Genomic DNA, 19,407 nt, shown 5'->3' with positions numbered 1-19,407 from the left:
AATGGGCAGGCTCAAAAGCTTGAGTGAAATTTTTGAGCTCCGGCTGACACGTATTCCTGTCTACCAGCGAGGCTATACCTCAAGTCATCACGAACTAGATGACCTTTGGGAAGACCTCCTCCAGTTGGCGGAAAATCGTATCCACTACACGGGAGTCATCGCGTTCAAGCCCGTAGAAGCGGAGGCTTTCAAACCGTGGCCAGATGACGCATGGCTAATAGAAGGAAAGGGCTACAAGCCTTATTACGTTGTCGATGGTCAGCAACGCTCAACCACTGAGATTAATTGATGGATACGCAACAGCTCACCCAAGGCCTGCACCAGGCATTGTTTAAAGAGAACCACCGGATCGTGTTCTGGTACGACCCTGAGCAGAGCTTCGTTAGCGAGCTGGAGCAACTCGACTTACCCGACGTGCAGGTGTTGAACATGCAGGGGAAGTCCACCTTTGGTATCAAGCTCAAGCTGGAGCTTGAGGACACTGATGGTAAGTACCTGCTCTATTTTCCTTGCGCCGAACCAGACGCAAATGATGACTGGCTGCTGGACATCAAGCTGTACTCGCGCAGCTTTTACGCTGACAAGGTGTCATTGATATTCAATGACCTAGGCTTGCACCAGCAGATGCTCCGTGAACATCTAGCTAAGCGTGAGCGCTTCCTTAGCAGTAAGGCTCGTCTAGCTAGCTTGAAGCGTTTGATCCAACCAAGTGACACTGAGCATGAGTTGGATCTGGCGATGATTGCCGTTGTGCTGGGTGCAATTGGCAGTGACGTCATGACGCTGCTTTGCACCTTGGCGGATGGTGCCGTACGTGACGATTTGAGTCTTGAGCAGAATCCAACGGTCGTCGATGAACTGTACAAGTTTGGCCTGATGCCTGCGTTGCTGCAGGCCCTGCGTGACGAGGTAGGCTATCCGGTCTCCTCCGAGGAAATTAGCGGAGAGAAGCCCTTTAGCTTTGGACATTTCCTTATCAAGCTGCTGGCTACCGGGTTCTGCGAAAGCATTGGCAATGTCCCTAGTTGGGCCTCAGCGATTGCTATTCCCTCAGCCAACGCACGCGCTACTTCAAGTGCGCTACTTTCCCGCTGGCGTGACAGCTCACGGTTTTACAACGCCTACGATGAGGTTTCCGGCTGGGTAGGTGAGGCCCTGCACATCACCCAGAAGATTGGTGAGATCTCGTTGGAGGACTTGGCCGCTGTTGCGACCTTCGAAGCCGTTGAGCGGCAGATCATTGTCGACCTGACCAAGGCTATTCCGGAGGCAGATCCGCGTGATCTCAGTCTGTTTTCGAAGATCATCTCCGAGCGACTGGACAACTACTGGGCGACTCGCCATAAGGACGATGAGACCCGGCGCAAATACCGGCTGCTTTACACGGCGCTGTCGGCTGCAATCGACCTGTTTACACAGCGTCACCAGCACGCTGCAGGCTTCCACTTCGCCAGTACCGAGGCGTTGTACAATGCCTATGAGAACGGGTTGTACCGTTTTGACACGGCTTACCGCCATTATTTCGCCGCCTCTCAGCGCGCCCACGTCGAGTTGCTGAAGAAGCTCGATGAAGCCGTCGAGCAGTGCTATGCGTACTGGTATCTCGATCAGCTCGGACGATCCTGGGGCGACCGTATCGAGGCTGAACAACGTTTAGAACACTGGAAAATACCAGGCATTCCTAACCAGCATAATTTCTATGAGCGCTGGGTAGCGCCCTTGTTGGAGGGGCATCGTAGCAAGCGCGTTGTAGTGATCATCAGCGATGCCTTCCGCTATGAAGCCGCTATCGAGCTGTGTCAGCGCATCAATGAAAAGCGCTACAACAAGGCCAGCCTGAATAGCCAACTGGGCGTATTGCCGAGTTACACCACGTTGGGCATGGCGTCCCTACTGCCACACCAGACGCTGGAATATCGCGAGGGCAGTGATGGTGTATTTGTAGACGGACTCAATACTGGCAACACCATCGCTCGCGACAAGGTTCTTGCCCAGCATGGCGGCATGGCCGTGACCGCACTTCAAGTCAAAGAGTGGTCCCGTGACGCCGGGCGTGAAGCGCTAAAGGATCAGCAACTGGTTTACGTCTATCACAACGTGATCGATGACCGCAGCGACAAGGGCGGAGGCTCCGAGGTGGACACCTTCCACCATGTCGAGTTCGCCATTGAGGAGCTGACCGAGCTGACCCGCAAGATACTCATGCACTTCAACACCAGCACGGTGTTGATCACGGCCGATCACGGGTTCCTCTTCCAGCAGAGCAAGCTTGAGGCGGCTGATCGCACATCACTTGCAGAGAGGCCTGAGAGCGCGATCAAGAGCAAGAAGCGCTACGTCCTCGGCCATACACTGCCGTCCGCCAAGGATGTTTGGCAGGGCTCGACCAAACAGACCGCAGGCACGACATCGGACACCCAGTTCTGGATACCCAAAGGTGCGAATCGTTTCCACTTTGTGGGCGGTGCACGCTTCGTCCATGGTGGAGCCATGCCTCAGGAAATCGTCGTGCCTGTGCTGACTGTCAACCAGTTACGCGGTGAGAAAGCGGAGAAACGCACCAAACGCAAAGTTGGGGTGATCTCACCGAAATCTGCCCTGAAGATGGTCACTACTATCCAGCGCTTTGACCTGATTCAGACCGAGTCTGTCAGCGAGCAGGTTCTGCCAGTTACGGTTGCTGTGGCGATCTACGAAGGGGAGCAATCGGTCTCCAGCGAGGAGGTTGTTACGTTTGATTGCGCGACGGACTCCATGAGCGAGCGCCTTAAGCAGGTACGCCTGTCACTTTCAGGCAGCGACTTTGACCGACAGAAAGATTACTTCCTCGTTATCCGCGACAAGGATTTGGACACTGAGCTTGAGCGCTACCGTGTGACGATTGACCTGGCCTTCACCGACGACTTTTTTTGAGAGCACGACACTAGATGGAAACCCAAGTGGATAAAGATCTCGATCAGTTGCTCAACGAGCACTTTGCCGGTCGCGTGGTGCGCAAGGATCTGACCAAGCTGATCAAGGAAGGCGCGAACGTACCGGTTTACGTGCTTGAGTACTTGCTGGGTATGTACTGCGCGTCCGATGACTCAGAGGTGATCGAACAGGGCTTGAAGAACGTCAAGAAAATTTTAGCGGAGAACTATGTTCGACCGGATGAAGCCGAGAAGGTCAAATCTTTAGTTCGCGAACGCGGCACGTACAAGGTGATCGACCGGGTCACCGTGCGTCTGAATGAAAAAAAAGACCGCTACGAAGCCTCTTTCAGCAACCTCGGCATCAAGGACGCTGAGATCTCTGCTGGCATCGTCAAAGAATACGAAAAGCTCCTTGTAGGTGGCATCTGGGTGATCGCAACGCTGAGCTATTACCACGAGGAAGGCCAATCGGGATCTCCTTTTGGCGTCACGCTTCTCAAGCCGATCCAGATGCCGAACATGAATATGCAGGAGCTGTTCACCGGGCGCGCGGCGCTGAATACATCGCAATGGCGCGAGGCCTTGATCCGCTCCATCGGTATGGAGCCCTCGACCCTGGATGAGTCAGTGCAGTGGCATTTGCTGGCCCGCATGGTTCCCTTCGTGGAGAACAACTACAACGTCTGCGAGCTTGGCCCACGCGGTACTGGCAAAAGCCATATTTACAAGGAGTGCTCTCCGAACAGCATGCTGGTCTCCGGCGGGCAAACCACCGTTGCTAACCTATTCTACAACATGAGCAGTCGCCGCATCGGTCTGGTCGGTCTTTGGGATGTGGTGGCCTTCGATGAGGTGGCCGGCATCAACTTCAAAGACAAGGACGGTGTTCAGATCATGAAAGATTTCATGGCCTCCGGTTCTTTTGGTCGCGGTCGCGAGCAGATGGAAGCCTCAGCCTCCATGGTCTTCGTCGGTAACATTAACCAGAGCGTTGAATCACTGGTAAAAACCAGCCATCTGCTGGCCCCATTCCCTGAACAGATGATCGACGCAGCCTTTTTCGACAGATTCCACGCCTACATTCCTGGCTGGGAAATTCCGAAAATGCGCCCGGAATTTTTCACCAACAGATACGGGCTAATCGTCGATTACCTGGCTGAGTTTTTCCGCGAAATGCGCAAGCGTAGTTTCGCCGACGCCATCGACAAACACTTCAAACTGGGTAACAACCTTAACCAGCGCGATGTGATCGCAGTACGCAAAACAGTATCCGGCCTGCTCAAGCTGCTTTACCCACACGACATTTTTACCAAAGAGGACGTGCGCCAGAGCCTCGAATACGCGCTTCAGGTCCGTCGACGTGTGAAAGAACAGCTGAAAAAGATCGGAGGAATGGAGTTCTACGACGTTCACTTCAGCTACATCGATAACGAAACCCTCGAAGAACACTTCGTCACTGTGAAAGAGCAAGGAGGTGGTGGCCTCATCCCTGAGGGGCCAGGAAAACCCGGTTTTATCCACACTATCGGCTTGAGCGGCAAAGGCATGCCTGGGCTATATCGGATCGAACTACAGGTGACCAAGGGTACTGGTAAGCTAGCCACCTCAGGCCTATGGAACTCTAGCGCTGCCAAAGAACAGGTGAAGATTGCCTTTGACTACTTCAAAGCCAACGCATCGCGCATCAGCGCTTCGGCTAAGGTGCTCGACCATGACTTTCACCTGCATGTGGTTGAGCTGCAAAACACCGGCCCTCTGACTCATATGGCGCTGCCGAGCTTAGTCGCCTTTGCCTCTGGGCTGATGGGCAGGCCTGCGCAAGGGCAAATGATCGTTCTCGGCGATATGAGCCTGGGCGGCAGCATTACTCCAGTTGAAAGCATCGCCGAGTGCCTGCAAGTGGCCTTCGACGCGGGTGGTAAACGTGTTGCGCTTCCAATGAGCAGCGCCAAGGACATCCCCAGCATCCCAGCCGAACTGTTCACCAAGTTTCAGACTAGCTTTTATGGTGAACCAGTTGAGGCTGTATTTAAGGCATTGGGCGTGGATTGAAAAAAGTCAGTCAGCCCGTTCGTTTTTTGCGGCGGGCGGCTTGAATACTTTAGGTTAAATAACGAAAAGGATTCTCCGCCATGACTGAATACAATGCCAACATGACAATTTTTGAGGTCTTCTACCGGAATGAAGAGCTTCTTTGGGAAGAAACAGTAGGCCAAGCATGGTGCAACATACTCTTCACCATCCAAAACGGAACATCATGGTGGTGATTTAGCACCTTGTCTTTGCCAGCCCAATTTAATGTTGGCATGGGCGGCTCCCTTCAAGTACGTCGCTGATGGTGGTCATTTCTAGGCTTCTGGTTGATGCTGATTTTGTTGGGGCGGATTACAACATAGAACTTGGAGGTTCGCTCGACTCGACTAAGGATGGTCTGAAGTAGCCATGTGTTTCTGACTGACTTCGGTCACCGCCGATTTTGAAAGTAGTGAGCCGATCCAAACGCTTAGATCACTCACTCATTCCTGGCTTTTTAGCCGCTGCGAGCACCTCGCGGCAGCTATTCCCCACATTACAGACGCACCTCTCCTGCATTGCTCAGTAAATGTCGGCGGGCCATCCACAGATTCGACAACGCAAACAGCGTCACCAGCTGTGCCGTGTTCTTGGCCAGACCACGGAAACGCGTCTTCACATGACCGAACTGGCGCTTGATCACCCGGAACGGGTGCTCGACCTTCGCTCTGACCTGCGCCTTGGCTTTTTCGATCTTGCGCTTGGCTTTGTACAGGATACTGCGCTTGCCCAGCTTCTGGTAGGTGCTGCGCCGGGCGGCAATCTGCCAAATGACCTGGCGACCCTCATGCTCGGGGCCTTTCTCCACTCCGGTATAACCGGCATCGGCACAGACCACATTTTCGTCGCCGTGCAGCAGCTTATCGACCTGCGTGACATCTGCCACATTCGCCGCCGTACCCACCACGCTATGCACCAGGCCTGACTCTTCATCTACGCCGATATGGGCCTTCATGCCGAAGTACCATTGATTGCCTTAATGAGATGGTCAGCCCGGTTCGAGAAATCCGGTGAGTCTAGACTTACCGGGTTTCTCTCTTTACCGAAGGAGGATCTCTCATGAGTACGTTGACGCTTCTGGGTATCGACATCGGCAAGAACACCTTTCACCTGCATGGCCAGGACGGAAGAGGAAATCAGCTCTTGCGCAAGAAACTAAATCGCAGCCAGTTATTGCCGTATCTGGCGCAGTTGCCGAACTGCAAAATTGCCATGGAGTCCTGCGGCGGTTCGCAGTGGCTGGCTAGGCAGATCGAAGGCTTAGGCCATCGCGTGCAGTTAATTGCGGCGCAGCATGTGAAGGCCTACGTCACCGGCAACAAGAATGATTTTATCGATGCAGAGGCCATCTGCGAAGCCGCGTCGCGCCCCAGAACCCGCTCGGTTGCGGTAAAGACCCTTGAGCAGCAGATCCTGTCGACTGAGCACAAGCTGCGCAAGTCTTGGGTGGATAATCGCACGCGAATCATCAACCAGGTGCACGGCTTTCTGCTGGAGTTTGGCATCATTTTCCCCATTGGGAATGCTGCTCTGGAACAGGTGCCCGCGTTAATGGAGCGCCATGAGCTGCCGATTCGACTGTGTAATGCGGTTGAGCGAATGTTGCTCGATATTCAACGCCTGACGAGAGATATCAAGGCGATCGATGTCGAGATCAAGCAACAATTGTCTGAGGACGCCGCAGGCATGCGCCTGTTGAGCATCCCCGGCATCGGCCCTCTCACCGCGAGCGCGCTGGTGGCCGACGTCGGCGACGCTTCGACGTACAAAAGCTCACGCGACTTTGCCGCCTCACTCGGGTTGGTACCTCGACAATATTCAACCGGCGGCAAGACGAGCTTGCTTGGCATCAGCAAGCGCGGCGACAAGTATCTGCGCTGCCTTCTGGTGCAAGGCGCTCACGCCTTGATGATCCGAATTGAAAAGCGAAACGATGCCCTCGGGGCCTGGGTGAGAAACCTTTTGGCGCGCAAGCCGCCAAACAAGGTCGCCTGTGCGCTGGCCCACAAAATGGCAAGAATCGTCTGGGCTGTCTTAGCCCGAGGTGGGAGCTACAACGTTCAACAAATGGCTTGATCCAACTGAGTGACTACCGGCTTTTGCGACGACAGTGATGATGACGATAAACGGCAGACATCCCGACTGAAATCCTGAAGACCAAGATAGCTTTTTTGCAGCTGGTGCCTTTATCAAGGACAGTGGGGAGCGACTTCTCATCAAGGGCCGAGCGCTAATCACTGTGCTCACCATGAGCCCGGATACATTAGCGCAAGCATGCTTTACCGTTTATCAAAGCTGGGTTGCAGGAGGCGGGCTGACCATACATTCTTGGCCTGGTGCATTTCCGGGTCGCGCTTGCCGTCCTGGTTCTTGGTCGAACTCGGCGCATGAATCAGCGTGGCATCGACGATGGTGCCCTGGCGCAGCGACAGGCCCCGATCACCCAGATAGCCATTGATCACGCCCAGAATCCCTGCCGCCAGCTCGTGCTTTTCCAGCAGGCGACGGAAGTTGAGGATGGTGGTTTCGTCGGGAATTCGCTCCAGGCTCAGCCCAGCAAACTGGCGCAGAATAGTAGTCTCGTACAGTGCCTCTTCCATGGCCGGATCGCTGTAGCCGAACCAGTTTTGCATCAGGTGGACACGTAGCATCGCCATCAGCGGATAGGCCGGACGACCACCATCACCCTTCGGGTAGTGCTGCTCGATCAGAGCAATCAAACCCTTCCACGGAACCACCCGATCCATTTCGATCAGGAACAACTCTTTACGGGTCTGCTTGCGTTTGCCGGCGTACTCGGCATCGGCGAAGGTCATCTGCTTCATCGGAAAACTCAGCGGGTGGAATCTGGGTATTTTGCCAAAATCACGAAGTCTTCTTCAGGGTTCCCCTAAGCCAGCAGATTGTTTGAGCATGTATATCGAGGAACAAAAGGACGGACTTGAATCCGTCCGACCCTGCGGGCTTGTAGAGGCCTTCAGGAGCATCCCGAATGATCACCGGCAATTAGGCCAGCCATCCTCCCCGTAAACCAGCGCTTAGCCTCGCGCTTCAGGATGGGTGAGATGAAGGTCTGCTTTCCTGGAGTTTGTACCTCAACGATGTCCGCGCTTATCCAGAATTCAACCATGGTTCGCTTGAGCGGTCTCTCAATCAATGATGTCACTGGCCGTCTTCTGATAATCAATAGCAGGCATGTCGACTATTAATAGCCTCTGATAGTGTTCCCCGCAGCACCCGGATAGAGTTGATCGCATCAGGGTTTCATATGGCGAGGTTCTAAATGTCCCGCACGATCCGTTTTTATCAGTTTGGCCCGGCCGAGGTGCTCAAGGTCGAAGAGCTGCCCGCCGCGCTACCGGCACCCGGCGAGGTGCAAGTGCGCGTCCAGGCGATCGGCGTTAGCTGGTATGACGTGCTGTGGCGACAAAACCTGGCTTCTTCCAAGGCCCGGCTACCAGCCGGGCTGGGCTCTGAAATGGCAGGCGTAGTGACCGCCGTTGGTGATGGTGTTTCCGATCTGAAGGTCGGGGATAGGGTTGCGAGCTTTCCATCAGCCGACCCGAACGTTCATCCAGTGTACGGCGAGCTGATCGTGCTGCCGTGTACGTCACTGACCCGTTATCCGGACGTTTTGACGGCCAATGAGGCCGCGGTTCATTATACCCCGATGCTGGTGGCTTACTTCGCCTACGTCGAACTGGCCCGCATCAAACCGGGGCAGACGGCTCTGGTGACTGATGCCAGCCATTGTGCCGGTCCTGCATTCCTGCAGTTGGGCAAGGCTCTGGGCGTTAAGATCATTGCAGCCACCAAGACCGATTCGTGCCGTGAATTCCTTCTGAAAATGGGCGCGGACAAGGTGGTCGTCACCGAAGAGCAGGATCTGCTAATGGCAATCAACAAGTACACCGACAACCGGGGCGTTGACGTTGTGCTGGACGGTCTGGGTGGTCCGCAGATGTCAATGTTGGGCGATGCGCTTGCGCCCCGCGGAAGTCTGATTCTCTATGGTCTTCAAGGTGGCAATCAGACGCCGTTTCCAGCCTGTGCCGCGTTCCAGAAGAACATCCAGTTCTTTGTTCACTGTGTTGGTAATTTTACCGGCAAACCGGAGCTGGGTATTCCGCAGGACGAGGAAGTGGTCAAGCGTGCCCTACGCGACATCAATCAGATGACTGCTGACCGGGTGCTGGTGCCTCAGATCACTAAGGTGTTCCCGTTCGATCAATTGGTAGAGGCGCACCGCTTGATGGATGGTTGCCCTGTTGGCGGTCGGGTGGTGGTGGAAGTTGACCCGTCTTGAGCGCAAGTCGCCGCGTTAGATTGAATGTTTGACGGTGTAGGCCAAAAGCAAGAGGTTGCTTGGTCATCAGACACTTTTCTACGGCGAGTATTCTCGCCTAAACGGGTGTCCGCCCGTCATTAGACCACTGCAACTAATACCCTTTGGAGAGTATGGCGAAGCACCAGCAGAGCTCTAATTTACTTAGCTGGTGCCGCAGGTGAGGAAATTGAAGTCGCAACGGTTGGTGCAGGCCTCAGGCATACTGTTCTACAGCGGAGAGGACACAGGCTGATCAGTCACACCTTGGTGATGTTCTTTGCTCTGAAAAATCGGGGTGGGTTCTAGGGGGCCAAAGGCAGCTCCGGAGGGCGGTTGGCAATGAAAAAACACTGGGGATTGCGATCACCTCAGATCAGCCAGTCACTCCGATCAGAGCAATACGAATCCTTAGGTATTCCAAAAAGCATTCCACAATTTTTTTCAAAGAAATAAATATAAGCAAAATCAATATCTTACAAGATTGGTTCAAATTACCCCGGCCCACCAATTGAGACACCAACGAAGCCCGCCCCGTGCGGGCTTTCTTGTTTCTGGCTGTATCGCTAGCCCTGCAACCGTCTGAAACAGGACCCACGCCAACGATCAGTACTTGATATCCCGAGCTGTGCGACGGGTATCCTGCTTGGTGCTGCGCTTGTCCTGGCGACATTCCACGTTGCTCTTGTCATTGCCCTTTCTGCATTCATCCTTGGTTTGCCGGGCAGTGGATCGCCCTTCCTGCCTGGTATCGCGAGCTTCACGCCGCTGTTCACCCTGCTCGGTCGCGTAGACGGGTAGCGTCACCCACTGCACGCCAGCGGCGATGAGCAGCGTCGCCAGGGCTTTCAAGTAGTGCTTGCGAATCATGACTTTTCTCCAATTCAACATCGTTCGGTCGCTTCGGTCGCTCCCCAGGCATTCAGCGAAAACGTGGTTACATCGTACGCCCACAACTCACAAAAGCACTTTGTGGCAGGTAAAATCTGACGATAGGGTCACATGGACAGTCGCGCAATGCCGCTATGTGCATGGTTGCAATATGGGCACCGACCCGAACCTCCTTGTTTCCAGGTAGTGGCGTCGAGTCGATGCCTGACAGACAAACCGGTCGGTAGCAGACTTTGCCGCGGATCATTTGCCGTAGCTATGCCGCATGCTCTGGTACAAGGCTTTGATCCAGATGAATTTTTCTTCACCCCACGGTTGCGTTACTGCCTGTACATTGCACTCGCTCATTCAAGAAACTACGGTTTGCCCGCCCTCCCGCGGGCTTTTTTTTGTCTGCGAATTCGCAATTCGAGACTCACTGAAGGTTTCCTCGAGCAACATAAAAACCGCCCCCCTTTCGAGATGCGGGTTTTGCGGTTCAACACCAATTCAATTCGCAGCCTGGATCTGAGTCGCCGCCACCGGTTGTTGCGCTTTGGAGAGCACGGGCTGTTCCAGCCTCGCTCGCCCGTAGAACGCCAGCGCCGTCAGTAAACACGCCAGCCATACGAAGATCCCGGCCCAGAAGGTGTGGGACATGTAGTGCCACCCTTGCAATACCCGTGTGGTGCCATAGATGAAACCGAGAGTCAGCGAGCCGTACATGATCGCTTTCGAATAGCGCCAGCGATAACGGCGAGCCACGAAGTACAACGCCAGCATGGTGAAACCGCCCGATGCATGTCCGCCCGGCCAGCAGCGCCCCTCACCGGCGACTTTCAACAGGTCGAAATTTTCATACCACTCAACGTGCTCCATTTTGCCGCCGTACAGGGTCGTCTCGATCGGGCAATACACGCTGGTGTGGCCCTTGAGGTAGTGAATGACCCCGGTGCTGATGGAGAACGCGAACACCACGTAGAGAAAGTCGCGTCGATGGCGATTGGCAAAGCGCAGCACCGGTGCGACTTTGATTTTTTCCAGGAAGGCGATGATTTTCGAGTGCTTTTCAGTCTTCAGGCGCGGCCAGAGAAACGACAGCAAGGCACCGATAATCGCCATTTCTCCGGTCCAGTTCGGAATGATCCGCGCCCATTTGTGGGTGATTTTTTCGAACAGATGGACCTGGTCCAACGGGTACGTCTGCGTCACCGGATCAAAAAAGTAATTGTTGAAGGCGATGTCGATACTGGTCATGTCGAACATCAGGAACACCGCGACCGCGCAGGCCAGCGGGATACCAAAATTCACCCAGTAAAAGCGGGAAGCGGTCTGCATGCTCTGTCCTGATTCGAAGGGATGATGAAATTCAACGGGGCGTCACCGTCGGCCAATCCGATGCTTCGATAAAGCCAAGCATGCGCGGAGTCTGCGGCGTTTCGGCGGAGATAAACAAAGAAGCCCCGTAACCCAGGGTCGAAGTCGGCAAATGGAGGTCTTTTTCCATTTGGTCCATGCATTCGCTGTGGGTCACCAGAATCAGGTTACGTCCGGCCACTTTGTGCGCCAATGCGTCGCGCAGCATGGTGCCCCGGCAACCGATCAGCCAGTCTTCGCCCGTGCCGACCTTGTTGAACATGAAGTTGGCGGTCTGCGCCGTACGCAGGATCGGGCTGTTGTAGATATCGGCCTTGTCCAGGCCCAGGTTCTGGAAATGCGCACCGACACCCATGGCGACACTGCGCGAGCGCTCGGTAATGCCATCGTTGCCAACCAGGCAAGGCGCCGAGGAGTGATCGCAGCGCTCGACGTGGCGCACCAGAACGATCAGGTCGCCCTTGGCCCACCCGGTCATCAACGCCTGTGCACCGCTCACATTGCCGTGAGCCAGGTCCGCAACGGCGGCAGGTCGCAGCAAGAACAGCACCAACGGGATCACCAGCAACGCCGAGACCAACACCACCACAGTATTGCGATAGCGGGCGAAGCGGTTCAGATCGATCGAGCGTTTTACCCCAAAAAGACTCAGTCTTAATTCCACATCAAGCCGCCTCGCCGGCACGCACTACCTCATCAGATACCGGCAGGTTAAGGAAACGCGCGTCGGTGGCTGGTGAAACCCATGTGAAAAAAAGCTTAAAGGCGCTGTAAAAGTCTTGTTACAGAACCGTGCGGAAAAAACCTTTCAGCTCCCGGGATTGCTGCCGATACATCCTGCTTACACCGCTTGGCGGCTTCCAAAAAAAACAATCTTCCAGCCAACCGACGATAAAGAAGTACCAAGTTCCTGGAGGAATGAGATGAATAGCTGGTTCGGCAACATCAGCGTGAACCTGAAACTGGGCCTGGGGTTTGGCCTGGTCCTGGCACTGACCTGCGTCCTGGCCCTGACCGGCTGGACCAGCCTGGGCGGGTTGATCGACCGCAGCAACTGGATGAGCGACATCACCCAGCTAAACGCCGGCCTGACCAAGCTGCGCGTGGTTCGCCTGCAATACATGCTGACCAACGGCGACGAAACCGCCGCGCAGAACGTGCAGACCACCCTCGACGCCTTCTCGGCCCAGCAGCAAGCCCTGCTGGCGAAGTTCAAAAGCCCGGAAAACCTCAAGCTGCTGCGCGAGCAAGGCGCCGTCATCGACGCCTACAGAACGTCCCTGGGCAAGATGCGCAGCGCCTATCGCGCCGGCAACAGCGCCCGCGACGCCATGAGTGCCAACGCCGAAACCGCCAACACGCTGATCAATGACATCAATACCCGCGTGCAGCAAATGCCGTTGAGCGACCAGCGATTCGAACAGTTCCAGGCCATCACCGCGGCCAAGGAATCGTTCCTGCTGGCCCGCTACGAAGTGCGCGGCTACACCGCCAGTACCAATGCCGAGACCGAGCAAAAAGCCGTCGGTCAACTGGACGCCGCCATCGCCAGCCTGAAACCGCTGAACGTGCATTTCGCCGATTCCCAACAAGACGCCTTGCGTCAGCTGGAAACCGCGCTGGGCAACTACCGCAGCGCCTTGCAGACCTACAAGGCCGCCAGCAATGACGCGGTGCAGGCGCGCAAGGAAATGACCGAACAGGGCGCCGCCATCGTGTCCCAGAGCGATCAGCTGTACCAGATCCAGCTCGACCGCCGTGATGCCGAAAGTGCCCAGGCCCGTACCCTGCAACTGATCAGCACGTTGCTGGCACTGCTGGTGGGCGTCATTGCCGCCGTGGTCATCACTCGCCAGATCACTCGCCCATTGCGCGAAACCCTGGCGGTGGTCGATCGCATCGCCAGCGGTGACCTGTCCCACAATGTGCTGGTCACCCGTCGCGATGAACTCGGCGTGTTGCAACAAGGCATCGCGCGCATGGGCGTGACCCTGCGCGACTTGATCAGCGGCATCCGCGACGGCGTGACCCAGATCGCCAGCGCCGCCGAAGAGCTGTCGGCCGTGACCGAGCAGACCAGTGCCGGGGTCAACAGCCAGAAAGTCGAGACCGATCAGGTCGCTACCGCCATGCACGAGATGACCGCCACCGTGCAGGAAGTCGCGCGCAACGCCGAAGAAGCCTCGCAAGCCGCTGCGGCGGCGGACGGCGAAGCCCGTGAAGGCGACAAAGTGGTCAACGAAGCCATCGCCCAGATCGAGCGCCTGGCCAGCGAAGTGGTGCGTTCCACCGAAGCCATGAGCGTGCTGCAACAGGAAAGCGACAAGATTGGCAGCGTCATGGACGTGATCAAGGCCGTCGCCGAACAGACCAACCTGCTGGCACTCAATGCCGCCATCGAAGCGGCCCGGGCCGGTGAAGCCGGTCGTGGTTTTGCGGTGGTGGCCGACGAGGTTCGCGGCCTGGCCCAGCGCACGCAGAAATCCACCGAGGAAATCGAAGGCCTGGTGGCCGGCCTGCAGAACGGCACGCAACAAGTGTCCGCCGTGATGAACAACAGCCGTGTCCTCACCGACAGCAGCGTGGCCCTCACCCGCAAGGCCGGCGAGTCACTGGAGAACATCACCCGCACGGTGTCCAACATCCAGTCGATGAACCAGCAGATCGCCGCCGCTGCCGAACAGCAAAGTGCCGTGGCCGAAGAGATCAGCCGCAGCATCATCAACGTGCGCGATGTGTCTGAACAGACCGCCACCGCCAGCAATGAGACCGCCAAGTCCAGCGTTGAGCTGGCGCGGCTGGGTGGTCAATTGCAGCAAATGGTGAGCCACTTCCGCGTCTGATCGTACACCGTCGGTGATTGAAAGGCCCATTCGCGGGCAAGCCCGCTCCCACAGGTAGAGAGTCGAACACAGACTCTGTGAACGACCCAACACCCTGTGGGAGCGAGCTTGCTCGCGATTGCGTTCTCACAGACCGCATCTGAAAGGGTGTGCTGCGCGGCTTACCGCGTACCGCGCTGGCGCAATGCCGACGGCATGAAGTACGCGTCTTCGGGTACCGGCTGGGCAAAGTCCACTGTGCCCGGCTCTTCGTTATCCAGGTTCTGCACGTAGTAACGACGCGCCTGCAAGTCATGGAATACGTCCAGCGCACTCCAGGTGGTGGGCAGGTCGTAGAAGTTTTTCAGGTAGGCCATCGACACCCGCCACAACTCCCCTCGCCCGTCATATTGATCCACCAATGCGGCGCCCCAACTGTCCTCGTCAAGAAACAGCACGCGCTTGGAATAGATATGCCGCGCGCCCGGCTTGAGCGTGCCTTCGACCACCCAGACCCGATGCAGCTCATAACGGGTGAATTGCGGGTTGAGGTGGCCCGGTGTGAGCAACTGCTCGTACTTCACCTCAGGGCTGCCGACTTTGTAATTGTTATAGGGGATGTAGACCTCTTGCTTGCCCTTGAGCTTCCAGTCGTAGCGGTCTGGCGAGCCGTTGAACAGGTCCGTATCGTCCGCCGTGCGCAGGCCGTCGGATGAGGCGATCGGGGTGTCATACGCGAGGTTCGGCGCCCGGCGCACACGGCGCTGGCCCGCGTCGTAGACCCAGGCCTGACGCGGGTCCTTGAGCTGGTCCAGGGTCTCGTGAACCAATGCCGCACCGCCCGCCAGACGGGCCGGGCTCTTCACGAACGCCAGGTAGTAAAACAGCATGTTTTTCAGGTCGGCAAACTGCCCGCCCGAGCGGTAATAGTTGAAGAGCCCCTCCTGCTGCGAGGTCACAAGCGCGAAGCTGCCGTTGCGTTGTACCGGCGCTTCGGAGGCACGACGGACCACATAGATACCGCGATAACGGGTGATGTGGTTCCACAGCACCTCAATGCCATCCTTGGGCACCGGAAACGGCACACCGCCATAGGCATCGGCAAAACCGGTGCCGCCATCGAGCAGCTTGGCCGAGGTCGCGTTTTTCAAGGTGTTGTCATACAGCCACTGCGGTGCCGCGCCCGAGCGGCGAGAGGGATATACCGGCATCTGGAAGGTGTCGGGGTAGCTGTTGAACAGTGCGATCTGACCCGGGCTGAGGTGGGCCTTGTGCTGTTCAAGGTTGGCCTTGGTGATGGTGAACAGGGGCTTGTCCGCCGCATACGGGTCCAGGTGATGCTGGCCCGGCTTGTAGCCCGCCGGTGCCTGGGTGATGCCGCCGTTCCAGGCCGGAATGGTCCCGGCCGCATTGCCGGCACGCTCGGCCCCCAGCGGTGTCAGCGTGGTCTTCAATTGCTCGGCCTGCTGGGGCGAGATCGCGGCCAGCGCGCTGCCGGCGGCCAGGCTCAGGAGCAGCGCCAGCGTGGTCTTGGTCAGTCGTGAAGTGTGAAACATGATCGTTCTCCGAAGTACAAAAACCTGTGGGAGCGGGCTTGCTCGCGAAGAGGGCGGCACATCCAGCACAGATGTCGCCTGATTCACCGCTTTCGCGAGCAAGCCCGCTCCCACAATGGGTCTGCGTGTAGCAATCAAAGGAAGTACTTGAGGTTGAAGCCGACGTTGTCGCGGTCACGCAGGCCGTTGTCCTGCCCACCGCCGTAGAACTCGGTGTATTGCAGCTCGGCCTCCAGCTTGTTCTGGTAGTTGGCCTTGATCCCCAGGGTGTAGGCCTTGCGGCCCTCGATGATGTTGCCCGCCTGGTAGCTGTTGCCCTTGAAGTCATCCTTGTAGACGACATAAGGCGAGACGTTGACCCCGGCATACACGTCGTTCCAGGTGCCGTTGAGCATCGCGGTGTAGCTGTAGGAGTTGCGGTTGACCTGATCGCTGCGTTCGCCGCCGGACACATAGGAAAAGTTGCCGGTGCCAGCGTAGTAACGGGTACTGCCGTCATACGCGGTGTATTGCAGGTTGCTGCCGCGCAGGTGCTCGGACGCCAGCTCGAATACGCCGAACATCGAGTCGAATGACAGGCTCGGGCCAAAGTTGTAGATGGTGCCCACGGATGTGTTGAACGCTTCCACCCGCTCGGCGTTATTGATCTGGCTGTCGAGCGTGACCTGCTGCCCGCCGATGTTGATGGTCTGGCCGCCTGCCGCTGCGGCGGCGCCGTTGGCCAGGTCGCCGATCAGGTCGTTGGTGGCGGCGACCCCGATGGGCAGGTTCGGCCGATAGGCCACTTCGCCGAAAACCGACGCCTGGCCCAGGGTGGTGTTGAAACTGAAGCCGTACATGCGGATGTCTTCGGCGTAGCGCCGATGCGCCTGAATATTGCCCAGCACATCCATGGTCGCCAAGCCGTTGGCCAGTTGCCCCGCCTGGCTGCCGGCAACACCGGCCAACAGGTTGGTCAGGGCGTTCATGTCGATGCCCTTGTACCCACCCAGATCGGCGGAAATCGTCGGTTCCTTGGCGTGGTAGTTGACCATGTACAACCCGAACTCGGTGCTGTTGAGCTCTTCTACGATGTAGCGAAAAGCGAAACCGAACTGGCCGTCGTTGCGCGCGTTGTAATCCTTGCCGACCGAGGCCACTTTGACGGTGTTGCCAAAGGCCGGGGTGACCCCGTTGGCGTACAGGCCGGTGGTGCTCAGGGCCTGGCTGAGCAGCGGGTTGTTGCCCAGCGCGCTGTACAGATCGATCACGTTGCCGAAGCCAGGCACCGGGGTGTCCAGGGCAGTACCGGTAAAGTTGTTGTAGGCGGTGTTGCCGCCGTCGGCGAACAGGTCCGTCTGCGAGTAGAACGTGCCGACCGGGTCGATGCGGGTTTCCTTCCAGTTCGTCTGGTAAAAGCTTTCCATGGTCAGGCTGTCGGTCAGGCCGATGTTGAAGCTCAGCGCTTCCACCGGCACCAGCACTTCCTTGACTTCGGCCCCGGGCAAACGGTATTTGGCCGCGTCCACCGGGTTGGTGGTGTTGACCCCGCCACGGTAGAAAATCCCCTCACCCCAGTTGAACACCTGGCGCCCGACACGGGCCGTGACTGGCATCTGCGCAACGTCCCAGTTGCCATAGAGGTAGGCATCGAGCATCTCCACCCGGCTGCCGGCGATATCGCGGGTCTGGTCAGTAAAGTGGTCGTCCTGCGGGAAACTCTGACTGGGTTGCGACGGGTTGTTGTTACGGTAGTAATCGTTGCGCTTGTCCATCAATTGGGTGTCATAGAACGCGGTGCCGCGCACGAACATCCCGTAGTTCTGATAGTTGGCCTCGAGCTCCGAGGTGATCTTGTACACCTCGGAAACCAGCCCGGTGTCGAAGTTGCGATTGCCGTCGTTGGTGTTGACGTCGTCGTTGTTTTTGTCCCGGCCCTGGACCCGCCACAAGCGGCCATAAGACAAGGTACTGTCGAATGAACCGGTGATCTGGTTGTCCAGCACGCTGAACTCCTTGGCCTGCACGCCGTCGACCGCGCACAGTTGCAGCAGCCCTGCCAGGCCCACGCCGGGAAGCGCCGTGCCAGACAGGCGAAATCGAGTGCTCATGATCCGTTCCTCTTTCCCTGGTTTTATTGTTTTTGTGTTCTGAAACTGTGGCTGCGATGGCTATGGCGCCAATCCCGCACGGGCGTAAATCCGGCTGTGGGCGCCGAAATTTCCCAGCAGTTTGAACAGCTGCCGGTTGAGTGCCGGATGGTCGAAGTCTTCGCGCTGCAGCTGATTACCGCTGCTGAAATCGCTGGTGATCGGTGCCGTGTCCAACCACTGGCCGATGGCTTCATCAAACGCCGCGGATTCGTCGACGGACTCGGCACTCACCACTTCACACAGGTAGTTCACTGAATACGGCGGATAGCGGCCGTCCTGTGCAGAGTCGGTATAAGCGTCGAGCATCGGGTGTGCATGGCCGGCGCGCAGCAGGCGACGAAGCCAGGTCGACTGATACTTCTCCACTTCCATGTGTCGGGTGGCGACCCGTTCGATGGCGGCATGTTTGTCCGCATCGAAGCCGGCCAGGGCCTTGCCTTCCAGCACCAGCAGGCTCGCCAGTTCGACACCGGGCAACGGCTTGGCGTGATAAGGCTGGGTCAGGTCCTGAACGTGGTGCAGGCCCCAACCGAGAAATCGATAGCCCCAATAAGGATGGCCAGTGGCAAACGCCAGTCGCGCCAAGCCCATGTACTGGTAGGCGCGCCAGTCCGGCCAGCTGCGCTGAAGAAACCCGGCAGCGGCGTACACCACCGGGCTTTCATGGAAGAAGCCCATATGGAACGGCGCCTGGGAGCTGTACTGAAACCGGGCGTCGCCGAAAGGCTGCGGGCCGAAGCCGTACAACGCGCCGACTTCGCCGGGGTTGTCACTGAACAGGTTGATGTCGTGGCCGTAATCCGGCTCATCGGCAGCGCTGGCCAACACGGCCAGGGGCGCGACTTGTTCGTGGTCAGCGACAACGATGAAGCGCTGGCGATTCCACGGTGAAAGCGTCTGTTGCACCATGACTTGTTCGGCCTTGAGGTGTTCACGCTCGGGCAGATCCTTGCCCGGCATCGGCTGGATGACCATCGCCAGATGAATCCCGGGGTTGATGCGCAGTGCGCTGAGGAAGTCGTGGCGCAGATTGTCCCCAGGCACGACGGGCAATCGCAGGTTGTCGGGGCGCGGCGGGTATTGGGCGAAGTGCTCGCGGGCGAAGCGCTCCTGCTCATCGAGCAGCGCACTCACGGCCTGGTATTGCTGCGAAAGAAACTGTTCCAGCGGCTCGACTTCGACCTGCGGTGCATCACGCAAGGCCGGCAAATCCTGCAACGCCAGGTAGCTGCCCACCGTATGGTTCGACCAGCCCCAGGCTGTGGGGGCCGTTGCACAAAGCAGCAACAGGAGGAATGTCAGCTTCATTGCTTGGTTCTTATTGGATGTGCTGTGGGG

At 57.3% G+C, this 19,407-nt stretch carries 13 protein-coding genes and 3 pseudogenes; 8 read left to right on the top strand and 8 right to left on the bottom strand.

The window, feature by feature from the left end; translation table 11 throughout:
- The first annotated feature begins 1 nt into the window (after position 1).
- The 4 genes from KGB20_RS23055 (at position 2) to KGB20_RS29070 (ending at position 5,182) form a co-directional block, all read left to right on the top strand.
- Positions 2–289: a DUF262 domain-containing protein gene (locus KGB20_RS23055; RefSeq protein ID WP_223533025.1), complete on the top strand. Its 288-nt coding sequence runs from the start codon at positions 2–4 to the stop codon at positions 287–289.
- The gene (pglZ, locus tag KGB20_RS23050) at positions 289–2,913 is read left to right on the top strand and encodes a BREX-1 system phosphatase PglZ type A (RefSeq protein ID WP_223533023.1); all 2,625 of its coding nucleotides are present in this window, start codon (positions 289–291) and stop codon (positions 2,911–2,913) included. Before KGB20_RS23055 ends, pglZ begins: the two co-directional genes overlap by 1 nt.
- A gap of 14 nt (positions 2,914–2,927) precedes the next feature.
- Positions 2,928–4,967: a protease Lon-related BREX system protein BrxL gene (brxL, locus tag KGB20_RS23045; RefSeq protein WP_223533021.1), complete on the top strand. Its 2,040-nt coding sequence runs from the start codon at positions 2,928–2,930 to the stop codon at positions 4,965–4,967.
- Positions 4,968–5,047: 80 nt separating this feature from the next.
- Positions 5,048–5,182: a hypothetical protein gene (locus KGB20_RS29070; protein ID WP_263293108.1), complete on the top strand. Its 135-nt coding sequence runs from the start codon at positions 5,048–5,050 to the stop codon at positions 5,180–5,182.
- A 302-nt stretch (positions 5,183–5,484) separates the two neighbouring features.
- Here the strand turns inward: KGB20_RS29070 and KGB20_RS23040 are convergent.
- Positions 5,485–5,964, bottom strand: a pseudogene (locus KGB20_RS23040) (IS5 family transposase); the annotation flags it as partial.
- A gap of 83 nt (positions 5,965–6,047) precedes the next feature.
- Between KGB20_RS23040 and KGB20_RS23035 the strand changes: the two are divergent.
- Positions 6,048–7,064: an IS110 family transposase gene (locus KGB20_RS23035; RefSeq protein ID WP_223533019.1), complete on the top strand. Its 1,017-nt coding sequence runs from the start codon at positions 6,048–6,050 to the stop codon at positions 7,062–7,064.
- Positions 7,065–7,315: 251 nt separating this feature from the next.
- Here KGB20_RS23035 and KGB20_RS23030 read toward each other — a convergent pair.
- Positions 7,316–7,813: pseudogene (locus tag KGB20_RS23030) on the bottom strand (IS5 family transposase); the annotation flags it as partial.
- Between the two features lie 458 nt (positions 7,814–8,271).
- Between KGB20_RS23030 and KGB20_RS23025 the strand changes: the two are divergent.
- A complete protein-coding gene (locus KGB20_RS23025; protein ID WP_223533017.1) occupies positions 8,272–9,294 on the top strand; it encodes a zinc-dependent alcohol dehydrogenase family protein in 1,023 nt (340 codons plus the stop codon).
- A gap of 624 nt (positions 9,295–9,918) precedes the next feature.
- Here the strand turns inward: KGB20_RS23025 and KGB20_RS23020 are convergent.
- The 3 genes from KGB20_RS23020 to KGB20_RS23010 all read right to left on the bottom strand — a co-directional run bounded on the left by KGB20_RS23020 (position 9,919) and on the right by KGB20_RS23010 (position 12,223).
- The gene (locus KGB20_RS23020) at positions 9,919–10,182 is read right to left on the bottom strand and encodes a hypothetical protein (protein WP_008047515.1); all 264 of its coding nucleotides are present in this window, start codon (positions 10,180–10,182) and stop codon (positions 9,919–9,921) included.
- Between the two features lie 510 nt (positions 10,183–10,692).
- Complete coding sequence (locus KGB20_RS23015; protein ID WP_150812848.1) at positions 10,693–11,520, bottom strand: phosphatase PAP2 family protein; 828 nt, start codon at positions 11,518–11,520, stop codon at positions 10,693–10,695.
- A 31-nt stretch (positions 11,521–11,551) separates the two neighbouring features.
- Positions 11,552–12,223: a histidine phosphatase family protein gene (locus tag KGB20_RS23010; protein WP_150812849.1), complete on the bottom strand. Its 672-nt coding sequence runs from the start codon at positions 12,221–12,223 to the stop codon at positions 11,552–11,554.
- Between the two features lie 259 nt (positions 12,224–12,482).
- Here KGB20_RS23010 and KGB20_RS29365 point away from each other — a divergent pair.
- Together KGB20_RS29365 and KGB20_RS29360 are read left to right on the top strand one after the other, a co-directional pair.
- Positions 12,483–13,544, top strand: a pseudogene (locus KGB20_RS29365) (methyl-accepting chemotaxis protein); the annotation flags it as partial.
- A complete protein-coding gene (locus KGB20_RS29360) occupies positions 13,539–14,402 on the top strand; it encodes a methyl-accepting chemotaxis protein (protein ID WP_411740517.1) in 864 nt (287 codons plus the stop codon). The pseudogene KGB20_RS29365 and the gene KGB20_RS29360, both read left to right, overlap by 6 nt.
- A gap of 161 nt (positions 14,403–14,563) precedes the next feature.
- On the opposite strand, the gene KGB20_RS23000 is transcribed toward KGB20_RS29360, so the two are convergent.
- The 3 genes from KGB20_RS23000 to KGB20_RS22990 form a co-directional block, all read right to left on the bottom strand.
- Complete coding sequence (locus KGB20_RS23000; RefSeq protein ID WP_154910460.1) at positions 14,564–15,937, bottom strand: DUF1329 domain-containing protein; 1,374 nt, start codon at positions 15,935–15,937, stop codon at positions 14,564–14,566.
- A gap of 134 nt (positions 15,938–16,071) precedes the next feature.
- A complete protein-coding gene (locus tag KGB20_RS22995) occupies positions 16,072–18,027 on the bottom strand; it encodes a DUF1302 domain-containing protein (RefSeq protein WP_191628329.1) in 1,956 nt (651 codons plus the stop codon).
- Between the two features lie 60 nt (positions 18,028–18,087).
- On the bottom strand, positions 18,088–19,377 hold the full coding sequence (locus KGB20_RS22990; protein ID WP_154910462.1) for a phospholipase: 1,290 nt from the start codon (positions 19,375–19,377) through the stop codon (positions 18,088–18,090).
- Positions 19,378–19,407: the final 30 nt, after the last annotated feature.

Source organism: Pseudomonas sp. BF-R-30 (assembly GCF_019956175.1).
Taxonomy (GTDB): domain Bacteria; phylum Pseudomonadota; class Gammaproteobacteria; order Pseudomonadales; family Pseudomonadaceae; genus Aquipseudomonas; species Aquipseudomonas jessenii.
This window is presented reverse-complemented; position numbering and strand designations above follow the sequence as displayed.

Excerpts from the sequence above, each read along its gene's own strand:
- KGB20_RS23055 (WP_223533025.1), top strand. The coding sequence starts at position 2 with ATGGGCAGGCTCAAAAGCTTGAGTGAAATTTTTGAGCTCCGGCTGACA.
- pglZ (WP_223533023.1), top strand. The coding sequence starts at position 289 with ATGGATACGCAACAGCTCACCCAAGGCCTGCACCAGGCATTGTTTAAA.
- brxL (WP_223533021.1), top strand. The coding sequence starts at position 2,928 with ATGGAAACCCAAGTGGATAAAGATCTCGATCAGTTGCTCAACGAGCAC.
- KGB20_RS29070 (WP_263293108.1), top strand. The coding sequence starts at position 5,048 with ATGACTGAATACAATGCCAACATGACAATTTTTGAGGTCTTCTACCGG.
- KGB20_RS23035 (WP_223533019.1), top strand. The coding sequence starts at position 6,048 with ATGAGTACGTTGACGCTTCTGGGTATCGACATCGGCAAGAACACCTTT.
- KGB20_RS23025 (WP_223533017.1), top strand. The coding sequence starts at position 8,272 with ATGTCCCGCACGATCCGTTTTTATCAGTTTGGCCCGGCCGAGGTGCTC.
- KGB20_RS23020 (WP_008047515.1), bottom strand. The coding sequence starts at position 10,182 with ATGATTCGCAAGCACTACTTGAAAGCCCTGGCGACGCTGCTCATCGCC.
- KGB20_RS23015 (WP_150812848.1), bottom strand. The coding sequence starts at position 11,520 with ATGCAGACCGCTTCCCGCTTTTACTGGGTGAATTTTGGTATCCCGCTG.
- KGB20_RS29360 (WP_411740517.1), top strand. The coding sequence starts at position 13,539 with ATGGGCGTGACCCTGCGCGACTTGATCAGCGGCATCCGCGACGGCGTG.
- KGB20_RS23000 (WP_154910460.1), bottom strand. The coding sequence starts at position 15,937 with ATGTTTCACACTTCACGACTGACCAAGACCACGCTGGCGCTGCTCCTG.
- KGB20_RS22995 (WP_191628329.1), bottom strand. The coding sequence starts at position 18,027 with ATGAGCACTCGATTTCGCCTGTCTGGCACGGCGCTTCCCGGCGTGGGC.
- KGB20_RS22990 (WP_154910462.1), bottom strand. The coding sequence starts at position 19,377 with ATGAAGCTGACATTCCTCCTGTTGCTGCTTTGTGCAACGGCCCCCACA.